General features: G+C 61.9%; 25 protein-coding genes and 1 tRNA gene. 3 read left to right on the top strand and 23 right to left on the bottom strand.

Annotated features, from left to right (window positions below; translation table 11 throughout):
• Positions 1 to 42: 42 nt before the first annotated feature.
• From AC2S9W_RS11945 to AC2S9W_RS11915, 7 genes are all read right to left on the bottom strand, one after another.
• Positions 43 to 2,076: an AIPR family protein gene (locus tag AC2S9W_RS11945; RefSeq protein ID WP_486570899.1), complete on the bottom strand. Its 2,034-nt coding sequence runs from the start codon at positions 2,074 to 2,076 to the stop codon at positions 43 to 45.
• Between the two features lie 327 nt (positions 2,077 to 2,403).
• Entirely contained in the window at positions 2,404 to 2,916 is a 513-nt protein-coding gene (locus tag AC2S9W_RS11940; protein WP_486570898.1) for a hypothetical protein, read from the bottom strand.
• A gap of 251 nt (positions 2,917 to 3,167) precedes the next feature.
• Positions 3,168 to 3,362, bottom strand: a complete 195-nt coding sequence (locus AC2S9W_RS11935; RefSeq protein WP_486570897.1) for a DUF6771 family protein — start codon at positions 3,360 to 3,362, stop codon at positions 3,168 to 3,170.
• A gap of 112 nt (positions 3,363 to 3,474) precedes the next feature.
• Positions 3,475 to 4,053: a lytic transglycosylase domain-containing protein gene (locus AC2S9W_RS11930; RefSeq protein WP_486570896.1), complete on the bottom strand. Its 579-nt coding sequence runs from the start codon at positions 4,051 to 4,053 to the stop codon at positions 3,475 to 3,477.
• Entirely contained in the window at positions 4,041 to 4,604 is a 564-nt protein-coding gene (locus tag AC2S9W_RS11925) for a S26 family signal peptidase (protein WP_486570895.1), read from the bottom strand. Before AC2S9W_RS11925 ends, AC2S9W_RS11930 begins: the two co-directional genes overlap by 13 nt.
• Positions 4,597 to 4,830, bottom strand: a complete 234-nt coding sequence (locus AC2S9W_RS11920; protein WP_486570894.1) for a helix-turn-helix domain-containing protein — start codon at positions 4,828 to 4,830, stop codon at positions 4,597 to 4,599. Before AC2S9W_RS11920 ends, AC2S9W_RS11925 begins: the two co-directional genes overlap by 8 nt.
• A 234-nt stretch (positions 4,831 to 5,064) precedes the next feature.
• Complete coding sequence (locus AC2S9W_RS11915) at positions 5,065 to 5,304, bottom strand: hypothetical protein (RefSeq protein WP_486570893.1); 240 nt, start codon at positions 5,302 to 5,304, stop codon at positions 5,065 to 5,067.
• 154 nt (positions 5,305 to 5,458) lie between these two features.
• On the opposite strand from AC2S9W_RS11915, the gene AC2S9W_RS11910 reads away from it, so the two are divergent.
• Positions 5,459 to 5,698: a helix-turn-helix domain-containing protein gene (locus AC2S9W_RS11910; RefSeq protein ID WP_431593717.1), complete on the top strand. Its 240-nt coding sequence runs from the start codon at positions 5,459 to 5,461 to the stop codon at positions 5,696 to 5,698.
• On the opposite strand, the gene AC2S9W_RS11905 is transcribed toward AC2S9W_RS11910, so the two are convergent.
• The 12 genes from AC2S9W_RS11905 to AC2S9W_RS11850 all read right to left on the bottom strand — a co-directional run bounded on the left by AC2S9W_RS11905 (position 5,668) and on the right by AC2S9W_RS11850 (position 17,569).
• Positions 5,668 to 6,045, bottom strand: a complete 378-nt coding sequence (locus AC2S9W_RS11905) for a DNA -binding domain-containing protein (protein ID WP_486572081.1) — start codon at positions 6,043 to 6,045, stop codon at positions 5,668 to 5,670. The two genes, AC2S9W_RS11910 and AC2S9W_RS11905, sit on opposite strands and share 31 nt — an antisense overlap.
• A 199-nt stretch (positions 6,046 to 6,244) precedes the next feature.
• Positions 6,245 to 6,457 carry a transcriptional regulator domain-containing protein gene (locus tag AC2S9W_RS11900; protein WP_486570892.1) on the bottom strand — a complete coding sequence of 71 codons (213 nt, stop codon included), beginning with the start codon at positions 6,455 to 6,457 and terminating at the stop codon, positions 6,245 to 6,247.
• On the bottom strand, positions 6,444 to 7,319 hold the full coding sequence (locus AC2S9W_RS11895; RefSeq protein ID WP_486570891.1) for a phytanoyl-CoA dioxygenase family protein: 876 nt from the start codon (positions 7,317 to 7,319) through the stop codon (positions 6,444 to 6,446). Before AC2S9W_RS11895 ends, AC2S9W_RS11900 begins: the two co-directional genes overlap by 14 nt.
• Positions 7,316 to 7,942, bottom strand: coding sequence for an acyl-homoserine-lactone synthase (locus AC2S9W_RS11890; RefSeq protein ID WP_486570890.1), 627 nt, complete (start codon positions 7,940 to 7,942; stop codon positions 7,316 to 7,318). Before AC2S9W_RS11890 ends, AC2S9W_RS11895 begins: the two co-directional genes overlap by 4 nt.
• Positions 7,943 to 7,995: 53 nt before the next feature.
• A complete protein-coding gene (locus tag AC2S9W_RS11885) occupies positions 7,996 to 8,772 on the bottom strand; it encodes a helix-turn-helix transcriptional regulator (protein WP_486570889.1) in 777 nt (258 codons plus the stop codon).
• Entirely contained in the window at positions 8,754 to 9,167 is a 414-nt protein-coding gene (locus tag AC2S9W_RS11880; protein ID WP_486572080.1) for a DUF2147 domain-containing protein, read from the bottom strand. The genes AC2S9W_RS11885 and AC2S9W_RS11880 overlap by 19 nt, the downstream gene beginning before the upstream one ends.
• Before the next feature lie 28 nt (positions 9,168 to 9,195).
• Complete coding sequence (locus AC2S9W_RS11875; protein WP_486570888.1) at positions 9,196 to 10,053, bottom strand: metal-dependent hydrolase; 858 nt, start codon at positions 10,051 to 10,053, stop codon at positions 9,196 to 9,198.
• A gap of 146 nt (positions 10,054 to 10,199) precedes the next feature.
• Positions 10,200 to 11,090 (bottom strand): sulfotransferase domain-containing protein, encoded by an 891-nt coding sequence (locus AC2S9W_RS11870; RefSeq protein ID WP_486570887.1) that lies wholly within the window; start codon positions 11,088 to 11,090, stop codon positions 10,200 to 10,202.
• 8 nt (positions 11,091 to 11,098) lie between these two features.
• Complete coding sequence (locus tag AC2S9W_RS11865) at positions 11,099 to 11,593, bottom strand: hypothetical protein (protein ID WP_486570886.1); 495 nt, start codon at positions 11,591 to 11,593, stop codon at positions 11,099 to 11,101.
• A gap of 16 nt (positions 11,594 to 11,609) precedes the next feature.
• On the bottom strand, positions 11,610 to 15,662 hold the full coding sequence (locus tag AC2S9W_RS11860) for a TonB-dependent receptor (RefSeq protein WP_486572079.1): 4,053 nt from the start codon (positions 15,660 to 15,662) through the stop codon (positions 11,610 to 11,612).
• 367 nt (positions 15,663 to 16,029) lie between these two features.
• Entirely contained in the window at positions 16,030 to 17,013 is a 984-nt protein-coding gene (locus AC2S9W_RS11855) for a FecR family protein (RefSeq protein ID WP_486570885.1), read from the bottom strand.
• The gene (locus AC2S9W_RS11850; RefSeq protein WP_486570884.1) at positions 16,979 to 17,569 is read right to left on the bottom strand and encodes an RNA polymerase sigma factor; all 591 of its coding nucleotides are present in this window, start codon (positions 17,567 to 17,569) and stop codon (positions 16,979 to 16,981) included. Before AC2S9W_RS11850 ends, AC2S9W_RS11855 begins: the two co-directional genes overlap by 35 nt.
• 173 nt (positions 17,570 to 17,742) lie before the next feature.
• Between AC2S9W_RS11850 and AC2S9W_RS11845 the strand changes: the two genes are divergently transcribed.
• Positions 17,743 to 18,897 carry a hypothetical protein gene (locus tag AC2S9W_RS11845; RefSeq protein ID WP_486570883.1) on the top strand — a complete coding sequence of 385 codons (1,155 nt, stop codon included), beginning with the start codon at positions 17,743 to 17,745 and terminating at the stop codon, positions 18,895 to 18,897.
• Here AC2S9W_RS11845 and AC2S9W_RS11840 read toward each other — a convergent pair.
• Positions 18,794 to 20,152 (bottom strand): tyrosine-type recombinase/integrase, encoded by a 1,359-nt coding sequence (locus AC2S9W_RS11840; RefSeq protein ID WP_486572078.1) that lies wholly within the window; start codon positions 20,150 to 20,152, stop codon positions 18,794 to 18,796. The genes AC2S9W_RS11845 and AC2S9W_RS11840 overlap by 104 nt on opposite strands.
• Before the next feature lie 160 nt (positions 20,153 to 20,312).
• A tRNA-Gly gene (locus AC2S9W_RS11835) sits at positions 20,313 to 20,386 on the bottom strand.
• Between the two features lie 125 nt (positions 20,387 to 20,511).
• On the opposite strand from AC2S9W_RS11835, the gene dinB reads away from it, so the two are divergent.
• Positions 20,512 to 21,633: a DNA polymerase IV gene (gene dinB, locus AC2S9W_RS11830; RefSeq protein WP_104959550.1), complete on the top strand. Its 1,122-nt coding sequence runs from the start codon at positions 20,512 to 20,514 to the stop codon at positions 21,631 to 21,633.
• Here dinB and AC2S9W_RS11825 read toward each other — a convergent pair.
• Together AC2S9W_RS11825 and AC2S9W_RS11820 are read right to left on the bottom strand one after the other, a co-directional pair.
• Positions 21,626 to 22,090 (bottom strand): hypothetical protein, encoded by a 465-nt coding sequence (locus AC2S9W_RS11825; RefSeq protein WP_486570882.1) that lies wholly within the window; start codon positions 22,088 to 22,090, stop codon positions 21,626 to 21,628. The two genes, dinB and AC2S9W_RS11825, sit on opposite strands and share 8 nt — an antisense overlap.
• A 60-nt stretch (positions 22,091 to 22,150) precedes the next feature.
• The gene (locus AC2S9W_RS11820) at positions 22,151 to 23,746 is read right to left on the bottom strand and encodes a peptide chain release factor 3 (protein WP_067184256.1); all 1,596 of its coding nucleotides are present in this window, start codon (positions 23,744 to 23,746) and stop codon (positions 22,151 to 22,153) included.
• Between the last annotated feature and the right edge of the window lie 76 nt (positions 23,747 to 23,822).

Raw genomic sequence — 23,822 nt, 5'->3', positions numbered from 1 at the left:
CATTGCGCCGATACCGTATCGAGAGGTTGGTCGGTGACCTCGCTAGTCGTCAATTGCCTCTCCGGCACCCAGCAGTTTTTCCATCGCATCGATAACTATCCGGCTCTGCTTAACGGAAGGTCTCCGTTGCCACGAGCCTGCGGCATAGGATGCAACCGTCTGACAAATAGCTGCAACTTTCCAGTGGAGCAGGCCTGACTGGCGGCCCTTCTCTCCGACCTTGAGTATCTGCTCGGCTCTCAGTTGCATCACACGTCGCACCAACTCGAGGTCGCCCGGACTCAATGCTGGCCCTGCAGGTGCCGCCGAGCCTCCACTGGAGGCCCCAACTACTCCACTGGCGATCTCTGGTGGCAAGGGATTTTGGGCGTGAGGAATGTCGTTGCGCATTGCGCTCCAGCATTCTTCCTTCTTCGCCCATTCAGTCGGCATCCGAGCACCTGCCGACGAGCGAAGCAGTTCGTCCAGACGGTGTGACCATGACCGGATCAAGGCTTGGAGCTCGGCCGAGATCGACTGCTCGCGCCATATCATTGCAAAATCGATCCTGCCGGCCGTCAACTGCCCCAGTGATGCGACAGTGTAGACCGTGATGATTGCCCGGTACGCAGGAAATGCTTCCTCTCGCACAATCCGCTCGGTCGTCCGGTAGAGAATCGCCAATGCAATGAGCCGCTCGTACCAGGACCCATCGATCTGCACAGGCGCCTGCTTCAATCTTTGCATGAAGAACTGGAAATTTTTCTGCGCCCCGGCAGCAACTTCGAAAGGCCTGCCTTCCCAAGCGTTGAGATATCGGGCCAGCTGGGTCTTGTCGAAGCGGCGCTCCTTCGGCGTCTCGGCCCTAAAGGATCGACGCGTATCAGCCTTCGCCTCGGCTATGCCTTCCGCCACACCGTAGGTTCCCCGGGCACGTTCGTAGAACCAGCGAGCACGTCCATCTGGTGACCAAGTGTTATTTGCCAAATTCTCCACTTCACGATGAAAGGGGTCGTTTGCCGAAAAGTCGGCCGGTTGCACCGTGTTCTGGGTGTTCGCTGATTTCGATATACGTGCAACCATCTGGTCGAGCATTTCACCCCCAGACCGCACATGAATTATCTTTGCTGGAACAAGCACATCATCGAGATTGGCCCCATCTTTGACCTTGGCCCGATGCAATGATGCCGTGGTCTGGCCCCCATTGACGATCTGCAGCCCTCTCAAAGATTTGATCCCGAGCCGATCAGGTGTCAGCTCCAATTCGTCCACCGTGGCAACGATGCCATTGTTATATGCCAGAAAGTGTCCGGGCTCCTTTAGCAGCGTTTCCCTCAGGCCGGCATTTGCTGTCTTCTTGCCGCGGACGCCGAGAAATGCGCGAACGTTCAATTCGAGAAGTCGGGTATTGAATTCAGCATACATGGAGCAAAGCGCATTGCCAGGTATGGCGGCCAGATATGTATCAAAATCGGAACCGTCCCGTTCGCGTACGGCCAAGCAGCTCAGCGGCGATCCGGTCAGTTCTTCGAAATTTACTTCGATATCCTCTCGGGACACCGACGATCCGGCGGCGCGGCTTAACCGGATACTGTCAAATATGTCGACTCGAACCTTTGTCCCCTCAATTACATAGTCTTCGAGGCTCTTTGCCGGTGCAATACCACGCGTCACGAGCACCAGTCGGATCAGAGAAATATGCCCATGCGCAGCATCAATCTGCCGACTGAACTCCTGAAGCTCTGGCGGAATACTCGTGATCTGAGAAACACGGCTGGCTTGGCGGTACAGTCTGACCGACTGATCGGCAACGTTCCTGACCTGCGCAAGCGTCAGTCGTGCGTTTGGCTCAGCCGCAATCAGATTGAATACGGTAAGAACCTCAGCATCTTCATCCAGATACCCCCCGACAATTGACGCCTTTCCTGTACCTGAATCAAATACGCCAGGAAATATCTGCAAGTCATCGATCACTTGCGCCTCAGCAAGCAGCCCAGATGAATCGACAGCAAAATCGATTTCTTCATCCGGAAAAGCATCAAAATCTGATACGGCGAGCTCAGGGCTCAACAAGTTTTCGCCGCTGCTCGATGGCATTCAAATTACCCCATTTTTGAATCGACAACGTCTTGAGAAGTTTAGGTTGGCCACGCTTAAGAATCGATGCAAGCTTTTGATGGACAGTCGGCGGCCATGAATTCGCTCGCTCCAGATTCGCACCACGGCAATCCTCACCTTGGAGGAGAGGTCGGTGCCTTTTGCGGACACGGATGCACGAGCCGTCCATTTCACGCGCGGCAATCCCTGACAGCCTGATATGCGGCCCTTCGGCGCACCAGATCGGGCCGTCACCATCCCACACCGCTGTCGGGGTGCAATTGAAGGACTGGCCAGCGGGTACAATCGAGGCGAGAAGGAGCGCGATCACTGGTATCTGGTAGTCATGATCGGTTCGGCAGTGAAGACATTGACGATCTGGCCTGGAACCATGGTTGCCGATTTACCGGTAATGATCGCAGCCCCAAGCAGCGCGCCCGCGGTGTTGCCGCGGCCTTCCTGCCGGTGCATTCCGCGCAGCTTGTAATTCGCCTGACCAACGCGAACCCAATCGAAGGACAGCTCGAATTTCGCTGATTTTCCAACGATTCCTTTGCCCGTCCGCCATGTCACCTGGGCCCCGACCGGCGAACCGCGAGGAATGACGACGACGCCTTGATATTCGACATCATTGACGACGAGAAATTCGCGCGTGGTCCCTTCCTTCATCTTCTTGGAGGTGATTTCATTGGCCGGCGTCACCTGGACCAATGTGTTGACCGGCAAAGTGATCGTACGCGGCGCGGGCTGGGTCACGGCGGGCGCGTCGCCGGTCGACTGCGCGATCGCCGGTACGGCGGCAAGCGCAGCGGCCGCGCCGATAGAAATCAAGATTTTCATGAACTCACTCCCCCTCAACCGCGACGACGCGATTGTTCTGCGACAGCCCGAATAGGGAAAGCTTCTTATCATATTGTCAATTGGCAGAAGATGTCACTATGGCGGCAAAGACATTCATATATTATATTGATTTACAATTATATACATAGCGATCTTTGCCCAAATTATATGTCTCGCCTTGGCATCGCTGCAGAGAATTCCTTCAAGAGACGGCCAGCCTTCGCATGGCAGGTTGGCCAGCAAGCCGCTGCTTATAGTGGCAGTGCTGGTTGGTCTGCGGACGTCGCACCAGGGTCATGTTTCTCGATCGCCGCAACAACCGCGCGCGCCAACTCCTGAGCGGCATCGGACCGGATATGAGGCGCCGGCGCCGTGATGCCGACGCGCGCCCAACCCGGCGCGGTGAGGATGGTTTCGGCGATTCGATTCGTGTCTATCTGCTCCATTGCCAAATGAGAACATAGAGAGAACAATAACGCAAGAGGAACGCGATGGGCCGATGGCGCGGCGCGCGGTGGGGCCGCTTCCGATTGCCAAGGGCGCGCGAATTATCGCCGTTTAGCGGCGAATGAAAAAGATTGGCGGCGACGCTTCGCGCGCTTCCGCTTCGGCGATCGGTCGCGATCGAGCGGCAAACAGGGCGGCGGGCGGCGCCGCAACCGACGATCCGCGCCGGCCTGCGACGCTCACCATATAAGCGCGCGTCTCGCCGAGTAGGTCCGACCGCCCCGCGAGCCAGGCCGAATAGCGCGCCGGCCCCGCGTTGTAGGCTCCGAACAGGCCGGGATAACCGAAGCGGTCATACATGAGCCGCAGATAATAGGTTCCCGCCAGGATGTTGTCGCGGGGCGCGTGCGGATCGTTCCCCAAGCCGAGCCGCGCGCGCATGTCCGCCCATGTCCCCGGCATGAGCTGCATGAGGCCCATCGCCCCGGCGCGACTGACGATCGGGCGCCCGTCCAGCGTCGTGCGTCCGCCGCTTTCGGCGCGCATCACGCGCTCGATCCATGCAACGGGAACGCCGTAGCGCGCCGATGCCTCTTCGATATAGGGTCGCCAACGATCGACCGACTGCGCTTCGGCGGGCGAAGCCGCGACCAGCGCCAGCGCGGCAAGAGCGACCCTCACCGCCGCCATATCAGCCGCGCCTTGCCGACAACATCGTCCGCCTCCGTAACGCCGAAATAGCGCCCGTCGAACGACGCGCGGCTATCGGTCATCAACAGGAAAACCTCGCCCGTCCCCAACTCGGCGCATCCCGACCACCACGGCATCGGCCGACCGGCACCGTCGCGATCGAGCCGGCGCGCGACAAGCCGCCCGTTGACCATCACGCGCGCGCCAACGGCGCAGACCTCATCGCCCGGCACAGCGGCAACGCGCTTCACCAGCGGCACGTTCGCTGGAAGATAATGGCGCCGCGCCGCAAACATCCGAAACCCGACCGGAACGTGCGCGATCACCATGTCGCCGCGCGCGAGCGGCGCGGCCTCGCCGACCGCATAAAGGCCGACCGGCGCACTGGCGCTGGCGTTCCATAGCAGCCACGGGCGCGGTTCGATCAGCAGGGTCGAGACAAGCGCGCCGGCCAGACCGCCGAGCGCAATGCTCCAGCCCAGCAAGCGTTTCGGATGGGCGGGGCGCAGCAGCGGCCCCGCGACCGGGTCTATGGCGGCGCGATCAGTCACGGCCCGCGCCCGCTTTGACGGTGCTGCGCGACCAGGCATCGAGGTCGTCGATATGGTATCGGACGCGCTGGCAGGGCCGGAAAAAGCGCGGCCCGGTGCCGTTGGTGCGATGCACCTGCAAGGTGCGCAGCGAGACGCCGAGATAATGGGCGGCCTGTTTGGGACTTAGAAAGGGAGAGCCGCGCCTGGCCTCCTTCGCCCGTTCGATGCTGTCCTGCTCTTCCATGCTGATTCCTGCTCCGCGGCGCCACGTCGGCGAAACCGGAAACATGGGCGATGGCGCAGCACCGCGGAGGTGTCGGATTCGCCAAAGCGCAAATCCGACACCCCTCGCGAGACGCCCGGATCAATCAGGATGGAGGGGTGGCCTCACCTCCTGAGGGGGGGAGGTAGGAGGTGAGGTTGCGGTGGTTACGCGCGCATAGGCCAAGGGTTCCCCGGCGCGCATCGACGCCATAATTCAGGACCGGCGGTTCCTGCACGATTTGGCGTCGCTCGCGATTGCCGCGGCCAGCCCTTCACCGACGATCCAGTGCGCGCGATCGAGGTGCGATTGCCAGCATTGCCTTGCGCCTGCGGCGTCGGCAGCGACATCGAGGTCCAGCACCTCCAACGCCACATCGGTCCAGTCATAATCGTCGCGCTCGGCGTCGAGCAGCCGCGCATAGGTCAGCATCTGGACGCGATCGTAATCGGTCATGGCCAGGCCGTCCGGCGCACGCTCCGCGATGCCGACCCGGCATCCGTTCAGAAAAACCGCCATTCGATCCCCTATCCCTATCGTTCGCAGGCTCATTCGTTTCGCGTATTATAGTGCATAGCATTAAAATGCTCGTCTGTCCTCTAAGATCAGGATGGATATAAGGCGTCTCGTTGGCGGCAATGTGCATCGCTACCGCAAAGCTGCGGCTCTCAGCCAGGAAGAGGTAGGGGCTCGCATGGGTGTCGATCGTGCCCATGTCAGCCTGATCGAGCGCGGCGAGCAGAATGCGACCTTGCTGACGATCTGGAGCCTTTGCGAAGCACTGGGAGTTCGTCCGCGAGACCTGTTCGACGAAGCCAATTATGGTTCGGACGATACTGCCGATCTGTGAGGCCCGGTCGAGCCGGACAACATGATTGCGGGACCGCCCGCCCATAATCGACGGGAAGAATCGACAAGTCGGCGCGCGGCCGATTTGGTCGATTCCCCGCGCCCGGGCCAATCGTTCGCGCGAACAAATGTCTCGCCGATCACCTGCAACGATGCCCCCTCGGCCAAGGCATCAATAACGCGCAGCATTTGCACGATGCGATAGAGACGGCGTGTTGCCCTATGCGGCGCGAGCGGCTGGCCGCGCGCAAGAGCGGCCAGCCGCCGGAAGTCAGTGAGTTGCCTCGGCGCGATGGCGATAGTGAAAGGGAATATCAGCCGATCGAGCGGCGGTAATCGGCTTCCCATAATGTCGAGCCGAATGCCATGGTGAACTCCACCGATGACGGCGTGGAGGCATCGATCGCCGGCAACCGCCAAATAGGGCGTGACCGAGAGGGCCCGAGGCGCGCTGGCCGCCCCCGTAACGGGCCTCGCCAGCAGAACGGATGGGTCGAACGCGCCCGACCATAGCAGGCGGGCGCTAGGCGCAGATCGGCCCGGCGCTTCAGCGAAAGTGCAGCCCCCAGCGGGCGACGAACGCGCTGTCGGCAGCGGTCAGTGCACCGTCGCCCGGATCCGCCCTGTCGGGATAACCGGGATCGCGGCGAAGCAACTCCCATGCGAGGCCACGCGCGCCGGTCGCGGCGAGCGCAGAATAGGCGCGCGCGTCGCGCCAACTCCCACGAGGGAGGGCCGGGCGCGCCTCAATCGCGGGCATGATCGCGCTGCGCGTCGACATAGGCGCGAAGGGCGTCGGCCTGATCGGGCCGCAGCGCATCGACGGCGGCGACACGATCGGGTCTCCCGCCCGTCAGCAAGAGCGACGGACAGCGTCCCTCGACATTGCCGAGATTCGGCCGATGCTGCGCGTAGCCGACCAGCGCCGCCAGTTCAGGGTCGAAGTGCCGCGCGACCTCGGGCGGATAGACCAGCCATTGCAGTTCGAAGGGCTTGAGCCAGCCAAGGCAATAGCTGACGATGATCCCGCGCCTAAGGTCATCGCTGACATTGGCGCCCGCACCGTGCAGCGTCCCGCCAAGCCAGACCAGCGCGTCGCCGGGTTCGCAGGTTGCGGCGACGGCCGCGCTCTGGCTCGTATCACCGTCATAAGTGAGCCGGTGACTGCCCGGCCATAGCCGGGTCGCGCCGTTCTCCGCCGTGAACGGCGACAGCGGCCACATGACATTCACCTGAAATTGATGCCCACCCTTGATCGCGGGCCATAGGTCATGGTCGCGGTGCGGATATTGGGCGAGCGCGCCGGGGTGGATTTCGACCGCCTGCGTCAGATTGAGCGCGATGCGGTCGCAGTTCGGCAACAGGACGCTTTGGGCAAGCGCCAGGATCGCGTCGTGCATCACCAATGCGCGGGTCGCCGGCGCGCGCGTCAGCAGCCGCCCGAAACGCTTGGTCCGCTCGCCGAAGAAGTCGCCGACGCAATAGGGCGTCGCCGCGAAATCATAGTCGAGCGACAAATCTATCGTGTCGATCTGATTGGCCGGGAGCAGACTGCGGATGACGCAAAAGCCATCGCGGTCGAGCCTGACGGGCGCGCTATCGGGGGAGAAAGGCCCGGTCATGCCGCTGATCCAGTTGCGGTCGTTCCCGCCGACAAGGCGGGGAGCGCATAGAGGCCGTTGGCTTCGAGATGGGCGGGCGTCGCCGCCTCGATCGTCACGGCGAAGGCGCCGAGGCGACCGCCTCCCAAATCCTGACCCGGCCCCAGCGCCTCTCCCTGCCATCCCATGCCAAGGATCTGTTCGCGGAAGCGCGCGGTGACGACGCCGGTAAAGCGGTTGATGCCCCGATCCAGTGCATGATCGACCATCGCGCGGATCAGCCCGTCGCGAAGCCGCAGCCGTTCGGGCCGCAACAGGTTCGGCGGCAGGCAAAGCCGGGTGATCTCGAAAATGTCTGGGCCGACCGGAACGCCGTCGGCGCAAAGCCGCTCGAACAGCGTGCCGAGCAGATGCGGCCGGGTCGAGGGCAGCAGTCGCATCGACGCCAGATGACGGCCGGCGCCATCGGCGGCGATGATATAGGTGGCATAGGCGTCGTCGAAGCGGTCGATTTCGAGCCGGTCGTCAACGACGGTCAAATCCCAGTCGAGCAGGTCGATGAACAGCCGCTTGCGGTCCTCGAACATGGATTCGAGCAATTGCTGGTCGGCTGGTGTGCCAAGGCCTTCAACGATGTGGATCATGTTTTTCGCTCCCTTGCGTGTCCACGCAAGGGAACGAAATTTCGCCGAAAATGTCAGGTCGCCAGGTAGCGATGTTGCCTTGGCGCGATTTCGTGGATGCTGATTTCGCCATCGAGGATAGCGGCCAACACGAGCTGGGTTCGATTGCTGACCTCGTAACGGGCGCAGGCTCTTTCGATGTAAGTCTTGATCGTCGCCGGGGTCAGGCCGAGGATCGTCGCGATGTCGGTGTTACTCTTGCCCTGTCCGGCGAGGACGACGCAATCACGCCAGCGCGGGCGAAGCTGCGCGACGCGGACTTGCCGCAAGCGCCCGCCGTTCACGATCCGCCGCGCCTTCTGGAACGCGAAACCGCCGATCGAATGAACGGCGTCGAGATGATGCCGGACGCTCCCCGGTTTGCGCGGGCTACAGAAATTGCACGATCCGCTACGCTCGCCCAGGACGAAGGCCGGAACAGTGATGCCGTTGCTGACGCCATAATATTCTCCGCGTTCCAGGAAGGCCAAGTGCCGCGGTCCAAGCTCGATCAGTTCGGCGATCTCGCACCACGTAAAACAGGCATTGGCCGCGATGCAGGCATGAACGACGGGATCGTCGCGATGATAGAGGCCGCCGAAATATTCGGCGGCATAGTCGGGCGCATAATTGTTCATATTGATGAGGCCCGGCGAGCCGCTGCGATGATCGTCGTGATGGATCATCGCATAGTGGCGAAAGCCCAACTCATGCGCGACGACCGCGAGAAGGCTCTCGATCGTAGGCAGATCGTCCGCCTTCTGGATTTCGATCAGAAATGCCGCAGCGAGGCTTAACGCGCTCGCGTCCATACTTTGGTGCGGCAGAAAATGGCCGCTTTGCAACCCTTCACCTCCAGCTTTTCATCGGCACGCAGCGTCAGGGTGGCCCGCGCTGCGCCTTCGCCCGTCTCGGGATCATAGACCGGGCCGCCCTTCCATTCGCGTGGGCCACCCTCGAACCTCTGCAACACGACCAGCCCTTTCAATCGCCGGTCGCGCAATTTGCGGTCGGGATTCTTCACATCGCGGTGGTCGGGGTTGGCCCGCAGGGGGGCGGCATCGACCACCTTGCCGCAGATGGCCGCGCCGCAGCGATATAGCTCGACTCGCCCCCCGTTGCTTCCGGTCGACCACAGACCGGCGATGGCGCCGCTCCCCTGCGGAGCCCCGGCCGTTCCCCCTCCGGCGGCCGAAACCAATATCATCGGGAACAAGACAGCCCTCATGTCCCGATCACCGCGGCAGGGGCGTGATGAGCGGCGGGGTCAGCGACGCGAGGGCGCGCTGTGCCAGCGCGCGGTCGTCGAGCTGCCACGGATGGAAGCCGGGACGGAAATAGCCGGCCATACCGCGCGCGAGCAGGCGCATGGCGCCCGGATAGTCGTAGAGGTAGGCGAGCAGGCGACGCCATGTCGCAAGGTCGGTCTTTCTGTCCTGTGCGAGCAGGTTCGCGGTATTGCAGAACATCACCCAATGGAAGCGCACGGCCGCACTTACCATTGCGAGCGACCGCAGCGCCCAGCGTAGCGCGCGGGGCATGTTGCGGGTCGCGTGCAGCCATGTGTCGTAGGCAACCGCCTTATGCTCGATCTCCTCGATCGCGTGCCAGCGCCACATGCGCTGTGCCTCGGTGTCGGCACCCGCGAGATGCGCGGGATCGGACAGCACAGCGTTGGCGAGGATCGCCGTGAAATGCTCGAGCGCGCAGGTCGCGGCAAGTTGCATGATCGGCGGGCGGCGCTTCACCCAGGCGATCGTGCGGGCGGCGAGGTTATCGGACGAGGCCATGTCGTAGCCCGCATCGCGCGCCTGTCGGTTGAAGAAGATATGTTCGCGCGAATGGGTCGATTCCTGAAAGATGAAATCGTCGATCTGCTCACGTAGCGGTTCGGGCGCGCCGCCGCGATAGTGGCGCACGGCCGACATGAACAATTTCTCGCCGACCGGGAAAGTCGAGGACAGAGCGGTATAGAAGGCGGTCCGGCCCGGATCGCCGCTGTGCCACCAGCGGCGCGGCAGCATGTCGCGGCCGAATTTCCAGTTCCGCCTTTCGATAACGTGGCCGGCAGACGTTGGGGCTCGTGTTGTCATGCGGCGATTCCTTCTCTTACTATGCGCCAAAAAGCGCCAGCACCTGTCCTCTCGAAAAATTGGGCCGATGCGCTGGCCGGGAGCAAGCGAGACATCGGCCCAAGTAACCCCCAGTGGAGAGGGTGGAGAGGCCTTTCGTGGGTTGGCTATTCGATCAGCGGCAGCAGTTCGTCGATCAGATAGCCGAAGCGACGCATCTGTTGGTGATGCGCAGTTACGACTGCGCGAACCTGACACGGGGTCAGTTCTTCGCGCCACTGGTCCGCCTTGCCTTCGCGGAAAAAGCGTTCGGCGCTGTCCGGCTTTTCGGAAAACCCCGCCTCGTCCTCCTGCTGTTTCAACGTCGCGAAGGACGAGCGTTCGATGGCGGTGGCGAGTTGTTCGGTCGTTGGCGACAGCAAGAGGTGTCGCGCCAGCGCCCCGAACGCCTCCGTCGGATCGGCCAGCATGTTCTCGTAGCGCATGAAATGGATGGCGCGATGTGAGGTGCGGGTCCAGCTTTCGACATGCTGGCTCCACGACCCGTAGATTTCATAGACGCTCTTGTCGGTAACACCCGTCTCCTTGTTGCGCAGCGCCATCTGCTCGATCGCATGGTCGACGTTGGTGCCTAGATGATGCGCGAAGGATACCGCAACATCGAGCGGGTTGCGCACGATGTAGATCGCACCCGACGTCACCGCGAAGTTGATCGCGGGGATGCCGCGGTCGGACACCATCGCATGGTGGGTCTTGACCATCGCCAGCCCGTCGGTGCGCTCCGCGATCTCGGCCTGCACCGCAGGGCGGATGCGCGCGATCTCGGCGCGATCCACCTCGGTCACCGGCTTACCTAGATGGCGTTCATAGGGCTTGGCGGCGATATCCCACAGCGTATATTCGGTCATCCTATTGATATTTTGCGGCGCGCCCTGATCATCATCCTGCAAAATCTTCAGCAGATTGTTGAGAAACGCCCGCGTCCAGGTGTTGCCGGACTTGGGATAGGACGCGATCCACAATATGCCGCTGGGCGCCGGTGTTTCGCTCTCGCCCATGACGCGCCTCAATCCACGCGGGCGTGGCGGAACCAGCCGACGCGGATTTGTTCGCCGCCCGGGGTATAGCCGATCAGATTCAGATCGATGCCATAGATTGGCCAGATCGGTTCCCGCTGCTTTTCGCGCAGTTCGTGGGATTGCAGCACGGCGACCATCCCAACCAGCTTTTCGTCCGGATTGTCAGCCGCCCACGCTTCTAGCACCGTGCGGGTGTGGCCGACGACCCGCGCCGCCACGTCCTTGCGCCGCGCTGCCGGCGACACCGCGCAGCGCAGATGGAGGAAGCGCGCCTTAAGCGCCGGAAACTCGCCGGGTTTTGCGGTGGAAACGCCGGCGAGGGTGTCGCCCAGATAGGCGACGACGCACAGCTCGCCGGCGCGTTTCTCGGCCACCTCATCGGCCATCCCCATCTGGCGCCAGAACGCCTTGGCATCGGCGACACAACGCGGATCATCGCGCCGCCAAGCCTGAACGAAACGAAGCTCTTCCATGATGGTCATCCTAGGCGAAACCGGATCAGAAACCGATGCCGAATTTCACATATGGGCCCTGGATGGTCCGGTCGAAGGATTGCGCCTTGTCGATCCCGCCATCGATGGCGCCGAAGAAGCGTTCCCAGCGATAGCCCGCGGCGACTTTCACCCCGCCAACACGATAGCTCAGCCCCATGCTCGCTCCAAAATTGGGCACGGTGACGCGCCGCGACCGGCTGCGGTCGACCTGCTCATCATAGAGGACATCGACGATCTGCTGCGCATTTATGACACCCTCGGGAAAATGATAATAGCTGCCGTCGCGTTCTTCGCGGCTGGCCATGCTCTGCTTGCCGAACAGCAGGCCGCCGTTGATCCGCCAGTCGAGGGCGAGGCTGCCACCCTGTTCGCTGCCGACCAGACGCTTCGACGCTTCCCACGATAGCGAGGGGCCGAAGCCTTCGAACTTGCGGGTGGAGGTGAGCGACGCATGATACAGGCTGCTATGGCGCGTGGGATATTTTATTTCCTCATATTCGGCGCGATAGCGGTCGGGGATGCCGGCGATGTCGATGTCGGTGGCGGACCGGAACTGGGCATAGGTCATGCCCAGACCGATGACCGACGTGCCGCCCTCTCCCATCAGGCCGAGGCCGACATCCTTGCCCACCATGAAATCGACTATGCTGTGGTCTTCATACTGATCGACCTCGATGGTGCCGAAATTCTCGCCGCCGCTGAAATAGCGAGGTGGGGCGCCGAAACCAACTCCTTCGACATAGCCGCCCTTCGCTTGTTCGGAACTGATGCCTTTATGCTTTGCGCCGAATTTCCTGCCACGATACGCTCCCCAAACGTGCCAGCCATCCGGCATATTGAAGGTGACGCGAGCGTCGCGAACATGGCTGATCCCCATGTCCTTCCGCTGCGTCGCCACCGCGGTATCGGCGAAGGGCAGGCTGTCGAGATAACTGTCGAAGAAGTCCTGCTTATACAGGGCATTTTTGGCCATCATGCTGTTGGCGCCGATACCGAATTCGAATTCGACCGGATAGGGCTCACCCGGCCCCCGCTGGCGCCACCCGCTGCCCCAGGGCAGCGAGACTTCGCCGAAGCTCTTGGAGACGCGCAGGCCATAGAGGCGCGGCTCGGTCAGAAAGACGTTGGTGGTCAATCCGGTGTCGTCGCTGTTGAGGAACGACCCTGTCAGCGCCGTCTTGTTGAAGACATTTTTGACATAGGCCATGACCCGCCAGCTATCGGCGATGTCGAGGATCGCCGCCACATTGACCGTCGAAAAGCCCTTCAACCGGTCATAGGGATTGCTGTTGATCACCCGGGCCCAGCTTTTCGACTGATAATGATAATCGCCATGCAGCGTCAGGCTCGTGTCCGTCGCCAGCGGGATCGTGTAATCCGCCGTCAGCGTCACCGTATATTGGGGCGCGTTGGGCAATTCGTTGCCACTCAGATCCTTGGAAAAACCCTGCCCGCCGTTGGGCGCCGTCGAGGGGTCGAACCCGATGTAGCCGGAGTAATTTGGTTGTAGCGGCCGTGTAGTGCCGGTGCCACTCGCGCCGGCCCGGACCGTTGGATTAGCCACATAAGGCAAACCGGTGATCGGATCCAACCCGGAGTAATAAGCATCGACGCATATGCCGTTGCCAGTGGTATTGAGATAGCCGGGCCTAACATTAATGTTTCCGCCAGCCGCAACGACATAGGCCGGCAAGATGCAGTTGGACGGAATGGTCGGGAACGGCTTAACGACGACCCAATCGGCATTTCCGGCGGTGCGGTCCATCAGGTCGACGGCGCTCGACCCGTCGGCCATGCGGGTTTTCTGGTAGCCCCCCTTGAACCCGAGCCGCAGATTGTCGGTGGGCCGCCAATCTGCCTCAATCTCCAGCCCCCATATTTCGGCATCGAAGTTGGAATTGACCGCCGATCGGTTGACAATCTCCGATGTCTGATAATCCTTATAATCATAATAGAAGGCGCCAAGATTTAGCGTCAGTGCGCCGTTGAACAACGTATTCTTGATTCCGATTTCAAAAGCATTGACATATTCCGCCGCGAACGTCTCAGGCGCACCCTGAAGGTTCGCAATCGTTGCCGGATCGAATTCTCCGTAAGTCGCGATCACCGGCGGCGGCGGGTTGGCGCCACCGGCCTTGTAGCCATGCGCGAAAGACGCATAGAGCAGTGTGTGGTCGGTGAAGCCCAAATCGGGCTGCCAGTCGATCGCGACCCGTCCTGTCGGCTCGCTCCACTTTTGTGCGACCACCTTTTCCGTAGGATATTCGCCGGCTGTGTCCGCCGCCAGCAACCAACTCGGAATTTGCGGCGCGTCCTTCTCGTCAACCGTGAACCGGAGGCCGCCGGTCAATTTCAGATTGGGGGTGATATTATAATAGGCTTCGCCAAAAGCGGCATAGGAGGTCAATTTATAGGGATTTCGGCTGAGAAAATAATTGCGACCTTCGCCATTCAGGCTGCCGATCGGATTAGGGTCCATGGATATACAATGGACAATGCCATATTCGCCATTCGGGTCGGGCTGTGCGCCAGCAGGCGTCAGGCATTCGCTATTGTCTGAGACGCCGGGGATATACACATTGCCATCGGTATATTTTGCCCATTGCAGGGCTGAGAACATGCTGAGGCTGTTGACGAAGACATAATAGCGATCCTCGGTCTTGTAACGCAGAAAATTGGCGCCCAAGCTGAAGTTGAACGGACCATCGAAATCCGATGACAGGCGAAGCTCCTGGCTGAACTGCTTGGAGTCGGCGGTCGAAAGATCGCCGAGCAGCAGGCGGTCCGAGCAGCCGAGTTGGGGATCACAGAACACGCCATTCTCGTCGATAACGCCGGGACGGTTTGGCTTTAGCGGCGGAATAGAGGGATCGAACGCCCCCGGCTTGGTCGTAAAACGATTATAGTCCTGAGTGGAGAACAGCTTGTCGGTGCTATAGGCCGTTTCCGAGGTCAAGGTCAGGGCGTCGCTGAGATCCATGTTGAGTTGCAACTCGAAGATATCGGTTTTCGCCCGATATTCGGGCTCGATCGACGATTCGATGACGCGCAGGTCGCGCGATTGGAACGCGCTGGCATACGGATCGACATTCATGAAAACCGGATTCTCGAGATTTCCTGTCGGACCATAGAATGGCAACGCGAAACCATTCGGCGTCTGGAACGCCTCGTCCGAATAGAGCGATACCGGCAGACAGCCCTGGCTGAGATAGGTTTGGGCTCCGAAGGTGCCGCCCAATTCTTGATTCACCGGAACGCCCCCGATCTCGTCCGGCCCCAGATCCTTCTTGCACAATTGCTTGCCGCTGCGCAGGCGGTCGTCATTCTCCTGGAAATGTTCATAGACGAAATCGGCGCGCAACCACGACGTCGGCTCGAAGCGCAGCGAGGCGCGCAGCGACCACAGATCGCGCCCGTCGATCTGTTTGCCCGTCATCTGGTTCGTCGTGTAACCATCGCGCTTAGTCATCGCGCCCGCGAGGCGAAAGGCGACCTTGTCGTCGACCAGCGGGATGTTGATCATCCCTTCGACCCGGCGGTTCTTGTAGTTGCCGGCATCGACCGACGCAAATGCTTCGGGATAATATTCGGGCTTGGCAGAGATCAGGTTGACCACGCCCGCGGTGGCGTTGCGGCCATAGAGCGTGCCCTGCGGTCCGCGCAGGATCTCGATCCGTTCGACGTCATAAAATTCCTGCTCGAAAAAGCGGTTGCGGACGAAGGGCGTGTTGTTGAACGCGATCGCCACCGCCGGATCGGTCGTCGCCGATACCGCCTGGGTACCGATGCCGCGGATCTGGATGGTATAGCCGGTGAAATTGGTCTTGCTGAACGTGATGTTAGGCGCCTGGCTGATCAGATCGGGACCGCCGGCGACCTGCCGCGTCGTCAGATCTTCCTGGCTAAGCGCGGTCATCGCGATCGGCACGTCCTGGATCGATTCCCGCCGCTTCTGTGCGGTCACGACGATTTCGTTGTCGCGGTAGCCAGCATCATCGACCGGCGCTGCGGCAGCGGACGCGGATGCAAGGGTATATGTGCGTCCATCGCTCGACATGATACGTAGGCCCGCGTCGGCAGCGGCGCGCCGGATCGCCTGATCGACCGTCATCTGCCCTCTAATCGCACGAATGCTCTTGCCGCGCACGGCATCGGCGCTGACGAGAATCTGGACATCTGCCTGCGTAGCCAATGCGGGGATGCCAGTTGCCGCCGATTGCGCAGGAATGTTGAAGGATTTGGTCTGGGCCATGACCGGCGCTGCAATCGCAACTGCACAGATTGCCGCCGAAGACGCAAGAGCGCCGCGAAGATGGCGATACCGCATAATATCCTCCCCCATGTATGCTGCCCCGATTATTCGGGCTCACATGGACAACGATGCTTGAGCGACACTTTTTTGTAATTTTTTCTGAAAAAATCCGTCAATCCGACGACAGGATGATCCGGTCGGCGGTGACGACGGCGCGAGAATCCGTCAGTATCTCAACGGCGTGCGCGAAGGCGTCGGGTTCATTCGTGCGAAAGCGGCCGATCATCTTTTTTTGCCCAAGCGCCGCGTCGGAAAGCTCGATCTTGCGGACATTGTAGCGGTTGAATTCGGCCACCGCCTCCGCAACCGTGTCCCCGTCGAACACGAGTTGGCCGGTGCGCCATGCCAGCGCATTGTCGATTTCCTCGCTCGCAGCGGCAATGGACACCACGGCTTTGTCGGGTGCGATGAAGGCGCGCGTCCCCGCCGCAACGCGGCGAGTATTGGCTTCGTCCCCGACGCGCCACACCTCGACGACGCCTTCGGTCACTTGCACATCAACGCCGTTCGCTTCCCGCCTGACGGAAAAGGCCGTGCCGACCGCGCGAACGCGCACGTCGCCGATTTCGACGACGAATGGCCGCGCCCGATCCTTGGCGACCTGAAACCACGCCTCGCCGCCCTTGAGCGCGATCTGGCGCAGCTTCGGCTTCATGGTCACGTCGAGCGCTGTTTGCGTGTTCACCGCGGCAAGCGAGCCGTCGCTTAGCGGCACCCGCCGGATTTCCCCTATCGCCGTCTGGATTTGCTCATCCGGCGCAGCGAAGAAATCCATGCGCGGAAGGCCGACCACCAATGCGGCGGCAGCGGCGGCGGCGGCACCGCCGCCCAATATGACACGCCACCTGGAAAACCAGCCGCCGCCAGCGGCGACCACCTCGTAAGCTGGCGGTTGTCCGGCGCGAAGGACGCTCGCGCGGTCGAGCATGTTCCATGCGACCTTGGCACGGAAATAGGCGCCGCGACGGCGATCATCACCCGCGAGCCACGCCTTGAGTTCGGCGCGCACGGCAGGGTCATGGCCCTCGCGGTCCATGCGAGCGACCCACTCGACCGCGCGATCATTGATCGCTTGTGCTGTTTCGCGCTCGCTCATCATATCCCATTCTTGCCATTGCTCGCGCGGTCTTGCGATCGCCATCGGCTATCGACTGCAATATCAGCTTCATGCCCTTGGCAACCTCATTCCCGATCACAAATTCCGTAACGCCAAGCTGCTCGGCAACCTCGCGCTGCGATAGTCCATCGACCTTGCGAAGCTCGAAAATCCTTCGGCAGCGGTCGGGCAGTTCCGCGATAAGACGCTGCACCCTTTCCAGTTCGCGCCGGGCGGCGACAACCCGTTCGGGTGTCGGCTCGTCCATTGCGATCCCTGTGTTCTCAATCTCCGTAACCGATTCGATGCTGACCACGCGCGCGCGGCGCAATCGCATGAGAACGATGCTGCGCGCGGCGGTGAAGAAATAAGCGCGACCGCTGGCGATATGGCTCACGCCTTTCAGGCCCGCAATTTGGCAATAGGTTTCCTGTATCACGTCTTCCAGGTCGTCGGGATCGAGCGTGCGGAGAAGCCAGGCGCGCACGTCCGCTTCGTGCGGCAGGATTTCCCGCCCCACCCAGGCCATGATCTGCGCGCGCTTCTCCCGGTTCACGTCATTCGACTTTTCGCTCCCGTTCACCCCAACGATGCACGACGGAGGATTTCCCGTAAATTTTGTTCAAATTTATTGGGTGCTGACAATCTACATCCCAATCATCCAAGCCCGAAACCAAACAAAAAATGCACCGCCGCGCATCGTTGAAGGGAGTAGGAGAATGCGAGGCCATGAACGATGAGGCGACGATAACGCGGCAAGAACTATACGATCTCGTCTGGCAGAAGCCGATGACACGCCTTGCAGAAGAATTTGGGATTACCGGCCAACAGCTTGCCAGCCTGTGCAAGCGAGAGGCTATTCCGCGGCCGCTCGGGGGCCATTGGAACAAGCTCGCATTCGGCAAGCAGGTTGGTGCAAGACCGCCGCTTCCATCCGGAAATCGAGGCGTGGATGCGATCGTTTTTCGCATATCGGACTTGTTAGCTCCTCCCGCGACGCCCAAATCGCAGGTCGATCGGCACAAGGCAAAGATCCCGCCGGTTCGGATTTCTGAGCGACTGTTTCATCCGCACCCGGTCATCGCCGAGCGTATCGCTTGCCGAAAAGCGGATATACGCGCCGGCAGGGAATATTATGACTGCGGCACCCGCGCGTGGGAGAAGATAACGCTCTTCAACGATACTGATCGGCGCCTTTTTTGCGTTCTCGATGCTATTTGCCAGAATCTCGAGGCGCATGGAGTGGCGGTAAGCCGCAATGAGCACGGCGAACTGACCGCACGTTCGGGCTGTGATGCAATCGTGTTTCAGCTTCGCTACCGAATGAAGCGGATCAAGACGTCAGGGATGCCCGACTCCTGGGACATTCGACCCAAAGGGGATGACGTCGTTCGTCGCGATCTCGAAGCGACGGGCAATCTCATATTCGAGATGACAAGTTGGATGCCTTCAGGCTTCCGCCGCAAGTGGTGCGAGGGGTCAACCTATCGCATGGAACAGTTTGCCAGCGACATCGTCGCGACCATGATCGTGGCGCTCCCCGCTCTCGCTGCCGAACGCGAAGCGCGGGAGGAACGCAGGCGCCGTTCTGAAATGAGGATGAAGCAGCAAAGCGAACAGGAAGCACAGCGGCGCTTGGACAAAAATCGCTTCCGGCAGCTCGCCGAACATGCCGCGGCATGGCGTGAAACGTCGCTGCTGCGCCGCTTCGTTGCGGCCATACGCAAGACCGACCTCGACATGGACGCGATGATCGAGGGCAAGACCATCGCGCAATGGCTCAACTGGGCGGAGATTGCGGTCGACCGTCACGATCCGCTTTTACACCCGAAGAGCGTGATCGAATCCATTGGAGCCGTGGATCGTTGGACCTATTCAGACTGACAAGCAGTCCGCCCGAACGCCTTGCACCCACGGATGGTTTTTCGGGCTCCAGATTCTGAGCGGACTCTAAGTTCTTCCGCAAACGATCGAGTTCATCCGACCAGAATTGCATCATCTGGACGCGCTCGTCCCAATACTCGCCCCTGGCATAGGCGCGCCGCACCGCGTTGCCTTCGGCGTGGGCGAGCTGCCGTTCGATCGCATCGGGATTCCAGCGGCCCATTTCGTTGAGCAGCGTGCTTGCCATCGCGCGGAAACCATGCCCGGTCATTTCATCCTTCGCGTAGCCGAGACGACGGAGCGCGCCGTTGATGGTATTTTCCGACATCGGGCGACTGGCCGAGCGTAGGGAAGGAAAAAGATAGGAACTCAAGCTGGCATCATATTCCAGCATGGCGATGATCTCCAAAGCCTGCCGGGAAAGCGGAATCTTGTGCGCCCGGCGCATCTTCATTTTGCTCTCGGGAATCGTCCACACTGCTTTGTCGAGATCAAACTCCTTCCATTCGGCATGGCGAAGTTCGCCGGGGCGAACAAAAACATGGGGCAAGAGGCGCAGCGCGATCAGCGTGGACGGATGGCCCTCATAGCTCTCTATCGCTCGCAGCAGCGCGCCAACCTCTGCCGGTGTGGTAATGGCGGCGCGATGCGTCACCTTTGGCGTAATCAACGCCCCGCGCAAATCGGCGGCGACATCGCGGTCCGCTCGAACAGTGGCGATCGCATAGCGGAAAACCTGACCGCATATGCTTCGCAGGCGAAGAGCGGTTTCATGCTTTCCCTTCGTTTCATATTTGCGAAGCAGGGTCAGCAATTCGAACGGCTTGATCTCTGCAATCGGCCGATGCCCGATAAACTGGTAGGAAAAGTCCAGCAGCCAACGATTCTTCTTGAGCGTGGCTGGCGAGAGACCTTCTTTCGTGACCTTGGCGAGCCATTCCTCTGCAACGGCCTTGAACGTGTTTGCCGCCGCTACGCTCGCTGCCGCCTTTTCCAGCCTGGCCTGCTCGGCTGGGTCGCGCCCGGTGGCCAGCAATTGCCGAGCTTCGTCGCGCTTGGCTCTGGCTCCGGCGAGCCCAACATCGGGCCAAGTCCCAAAGGACAGGGTCTTTTGCTTTCCAAGGAAGCGGTAGTTCATGCGCCAACATCGCCGCCCCGAAGGGTTCACGAGAAGATATAGCCCGCCCGAATCACCCAGCTTATATGGCCTATCGCGGCCCTTCGCCGCCTTGATCGCTACCGCCGTCAGCATGATGGTATCTCTTCCATGACTGCTTCGGACATACCATCAAATATACCCCCAAATTGTCGGGGTGCGACGAAATACGCCCGTATCAACACGGACGGTGATAGCACAAAAAATGGGAGAAATCAGCCGTTTTTTGGACGTCACCGGACGTCCTCGGAAGAGCCTCTGGAGCGGGTAGCGGGAATCGAACCCGCCTAGCTAGCTTGGAAGGCTAGAGCATTACCACTATGCTATACCCGCGTCTCCAAGGTCGGCGGCGATTGCCATTTCGGCCCGCATTCGTCAAGCGTCGACGTCGGATCGGGCGGGGGCAGCGGGCCGGCGCCGCGATTGAGAACATCATGGCAACATGATAGGATGGGCGCGTGAGCGAGGGCAGCGACAGCGGTGCGGAGGGCGCAGGCGGCCCGGTGCGCAAGATCATCCATGTCGACATGGACGCCTTCTACGCTTCGGTCGAGCAGCGCGACGACCCGGCCTTGCGCGGAAAGCCCGTTGCGGTCGGTGGCTCATCGCGGCGCGGCGTGGTTGCCGCCGCTTCTTATGAGGCTCGAAAATTCGGGGTTCGCTCCGCAATGCCGAGCGTCACCGCCAAGCGGCGCTGCCCCGACCTAGTCTTCGTCCCACCGCGCTTCGACGCCTATCGCGAGATTTCACACCAGATCCGCGCCATCTTTCGCGACTATGCCGACGAGGTCGAGCCGCTGGCGCTCGACGAGGCCTATCTCGACGTCACGCGCGACAAGGCCGGACTGGGCAGCGCGACCGCCGCGGCGCGTGCGATCCGCGCCCGTATCCGCGCCGAGACCGGCCTCACCGCGTCAGCCGGCGTCTCCTACAACAAGTTCATCGCCAAGCTTGCCTCCGACCAGAACAAACCCGACGGGCTGACCGTCATTCCGCCGCGCCGGGGCGCCGCCTTCGTCCAGACGCTGTCGATCCGCCGCTTTCACGGCATCGGCCCGGTGACGGCGGCGAAGATGGAGGGGCTCGGCATCTTTTCCGGTGCCGATCTGGCGGCGAAGGACAGGGCGTGGCTCGCCGCGCATTTCGGCAACAGCGCCGAATGGCTCCACAATCTGGCGCGCGGGATCGACCATCGCCGCGTCAAGTCGAACCGGCCGCTCAAGTCGCTCGGCGGCGAGCGGACCTTCTTCCACGACCTGATCGCCGACGTCGAGATCCGCGAGGCGCTCGCGCATGTCTGTACCGTCGTCTGGGACCGCGCCGCCAAGCGTCATGCGCGCGGCCGCACGGTAACGCTCAAGCTGCGCTACGCCGATTTCCGGACGATCACGCGGGCGAAATCGGTCCCCTTCCCCATCGGCGACGGCGCGGCGTTGCTCGCGGTGGGCGAGGCGATCCTGGCCCCGCTGCTGCCCGTCGAGCAGGGCATCCGCCTGCTGGGGGTGACGCTGAGCAAGTTCGAGGGGGAAGAGGAGGAGGAAGCCCCCGCCGCACCTAGTGACCTGCTCAGTCTTATCTGACCGCTAGCGCGGGCGCGAAGCGGCGGATCGCCACCTGCATCTTCGGTGACATCGCCTTGAAATCGCAGCGGATCAGCGGCTCGTCCATTTCCTGAATCTCGTCCCGAAAAGGTGCGCCAACGCGGTAAAGCGCGCGATCCGTTTCGACCCGCTTGATGCGGAAATAGCCCGCGCCGTCGTAGCCGCCGAACTGCATCTGGGTGAAGCCGTCCGGCGCCGCGCGCGTCTGCGTGATCGGTTCGAGTTCGGCGGCGGGGCCCATGCTGCCGTTGGGGCCATAATAATAGAGCGCGCCCCAGCGCGTTCCGTCGAAGACATAGCCGTGATGCACCGTGGCGCATTTTTCGGTGTCGTTAGTCCAGAAACCCGGCGCGATCGGCAGTTCGATCGCAGGCTGTGCCCCGGCCGGCGTTCCGTTCATCAGCGCCGCGGCGGCGATCATTCCCAAAGCGCGCATCCATCCCCTCCCCACCCATGGTCGAACGTGACGTCATGGTGGCGGAATCGCTGCGGGCGATCAACCCGCGTCGGCGAACCGCCGCTCCTTGGTCGCGGTGAAGCGGATGGCGGGGTGGCGCTGCGTCACATAGCCGACCTCCCACGCGTCCTTCGCCATGAACACCGGCGCGCCATCGCGGTCGGCCGCGCTCGCGCCACGATGGTCCGACTGAAAGGCCTTGAGCGCCGCCGGATCGTCGCTCGCGATCCAGCGCGCCGTGTCCCACGGCGATGCCTCCAGCTTCGCCTCGACCTTATATTCGGCCTCGAGACGGCTGATCAGCACGTCGAGCTGCAACTGGCCGACGACGCCGACGATCATGTTCGACCCGATTTCGGGATAGAAGACCTGGATGATCCCCTCCTCCGCCATGTCGTCGAGCGCCTTTCGGAGCTGCTTGGTCTTGGTCGGATCGACCAGCGCGACGCGGCGCAGGATTTCGGGCGCGAAATTGGGCAGGCCGGTGATGGTAACGTCGCTGCGTTCCGACAGCGTGTCGCCGACGCGCAGCGTGCCGTGGTTGGGAATGCCGATGATGTCGCCGGGCCACGCTTCCTCGGCCATTTCGCGGTCCTGCGCGAGGAACAGCATCGGGCGGCTGATCGCGATCGCCTTGCCCGTCCCGCCCTGCGTCAATCGCATGCCGCGCTCGAACTTGCCCGAGCACAGGCGCATGAAGGCGATGCGGTCGCGGTGCGCGGGGTTCATGTTCGCCTGCACCTTGAAGATGAAGCCGGTGACGGCATCGTCGTCGGGGCGCACGGGCGCAGGCTCGGCGGGCTGCGGCTGCGGCCCCGGCGCATGCGCGGCGAGTGCGGCGAGCAGGTCGACGACGCCAAATTCCTTGAGCGCCGACCCGAAATAGACTGGCGTCAGGTCGCCGCCGCGATAAGCCGCCGCGTCGAAGGGCGCATAACCCGCCGAAGCCAGTTCGATCTCTTCGTTGAACTGGTCGAGCGCGCGCGAGTCGACCGCCGCCGCCAGCTTCGGATCGTCATGGCCGGCGAGCGCGATCCGCTCGCCCTCGAATGCGCGCGAAGCTTCCTTGCCCGGGACTGCCAGCGACGGTTCGACGAGATCGTAGAGGCCGGAGAAGGTTCCGCCCATCCCCACCGGCCAGTTCATCGGGCAGACGTCGAGCGCGAGCCGGTCGGCGACCTCGTCGAGCAGTTCGAAGGGCGACTGACCTTCGCGGTCGACCTTGTTGATGAAGGTGACGATCGGCACCGATCGCAAGCGGCACACTTCGAACAGCTTCAGCGTCTGCGGCTCGATGCCCTTGGCGGCGTCGATCACCATCACCGCACTGTCGACCGCGGTCAGCGTGCGATAGGTGTCCTCGCTGAAATCCTCGTGCCCCGGCGTGTCGAGCAGGTTGAAGACCAGCCCCGCATGCTCGAAGGTCATCACCGACGATGTGACCGAAATGCCGCGCTGCTGCTCGATCTTCATCCAGTCGGAGCGCGCGCGCCGCGCCTGCCCGCGCGCTTTCACCTCGCCCGCCATGTGGATCGCGCCGCCCGCGACGAGCAGCTTTTCGGTCAAGGTGGTCTTGCCCGCGTCGGGGTGCGAGATGATGGCGAAGGTGCGGCGGTCGGGACGGTTCTGGGACATGGCGCGGGCGGTTAGCAGGGTGCGGGGCGAGTGGAAAGGGGCTGGCGCCGCCGCCATCGCATAGGCAAGAGCGGAC

The organism is Sphingopyxis sp. 550B (genome assembly GCF_057401805.1).
The sequence above is the reverse complement of the archived record's forward strand: the minus strand, read 5'-3'. Positions and strand labels throughout refer to the sequence as shown.

Coding starts and splice junctions, on each gene's coding strand:
- AC2S9W_RS11945 (WP_486570899.1), bottom strand. CDS start 2,076: ATGCCATCGAGCAGCGGCGAAAACTTGTTGAGCCCTGAGCTCGCCGTA.
- AC2S9W_RS11940 (WP_486570898.1), bottom strand. CDS start 2,916: ATGAAAATCTTGATTTCTATCGGCGCGGCCGCTGCGCTTGCCGCCGTA.
- AC2S9W_RS11935 (WP_486570897.1), bottom strand. CDS start 3,362: ATGGAGCAGATAGACACGAATCGAATCGCCGAAACCATCCTCACCGCG.
- AC2S9W_RS11930 (WP_486570896.1), bottom strand. CDS start 4,053: ATGGCGGCGGTGAGGGTCGCTCTTGCCGCGCTGGCGCTGGTCGCGGCT.
- AC2S9W_RS11920 (WP_486570894.1), bottom strand. CDS start 4,830: ATGGAAGAGCAGGACAGCATCGAACGGGCGAAGGAGGCCAGGCGCGGC.
- AC2S9W_RS11915 (WP_486570893.1), bottom strand. CDS start 5,304: ATGACCGATTACGATCGCGTCCAGATGCTGACCTATGCGCGGCTGCTC.
- AC2S9W_RS11910 (WP_431593717.1), top strand. CDS start 5,459: ATGGATATAAGGCGTCTCGTTGGCGGCAATGTGCATCGCTACCGCAAA.
- AC2S9W_RS11905 (WP_486572081.1), bottom strand. CDS start 6,045: ATGGGAAGCCGATTACCGCCGCTCGATCGGCTGATATTCCCTTTCACT.
- AC2S9W_RS11900 (WP_486570892.1), bottom strand. CDS start 6,457: ATGCCCGCGATTGAGGCGCGCCCGGCCCTCCCTCGTGGGAGTTGGCGC.
- AC2S9W_RS11895 (WP_486570891.1), bottom strand. CDS start 7,319: ATGACCGGGCCTTTCTCCCCCGATAGCGCGCCCGTCAGGCTCGACCGC.
- AC2S9W_RS11890 (WP_486570890.1), bottom strand. CDS start 7,942: ATGATCCACATCGTTGAAGGCCTTGGCACACCAGCCGACCAGCAATTG.
- AC2S9W_RS11885 (WP_486570889.1), bottom strand. CDS start 8,772: ATGGACGCGAGCGCGTTAAGCCTCGCTGCGGCATTTCTGATCGAAATC.
- AC2S9W_RS11880 (WP_486572080.1), bottom strand. CDS start 9,167: ATGATATTGGTTTCGGCCGCCGGAGGGGGAACGGCCGGGGCTCCGCAG.
- AC2S9W_RS11875 (WP_486570888.1), bottom strand. CDS start 10,053: ATGACAACACGAGCCCCAACGTCTGCCGGCCACGTTATCGAAAGGCGG.
- AC2S9W_RS11870 (WP_486570887.1), bottom strand. CDS start 11,090: ATGGGCGAGAGCGAAACACCGGCGCCCAGCGGCATATTGTGGATCGCG.
- AC2S9W_RS11865 (WP_486570886.1), bottom strand. CDS start 11,593: ATGACCATCATGGAAGAGCTTCGTTTCGTTCAGGCTTGGCGGCGCGAT.
- AC2S9W_RS11860 (WP_486572079.1), bottom strand. CDS start 15,662: ATGTCGAGCGATGGACGCACATATACCCTTGCATCCGCGTCCGCTGCC.
- AC2S9W_RS11855 (WP_486570885.1), bottom strand. CDS start 17,013: ATGAGCGAGCGCGAAACAGCACAAGCGATCAATGATCGCGCGGTCGAG.
- AC2S9W_RS11845 (WP_486570883.1), top strand. CDS start 17,743: ATGAACGATGAGGCGACGATAACGCGGCAAGAACTATACGATCTCGTC.
- AC2S9W_RS11825 (WP_486570882.1), bottom strand. CDS start 22,090: ATGCGCGCTTTGGGAATGATCGCCGCCGCGGCGCTGATGAACGGAACG.
- AC2S9W_RS11820 (WP_067184256.1), bottom strand. CDS start 23,746: ATGTCCCAGAACCGTCCCGACCGCCGCACCTTCGCCATCATCTCGCAC.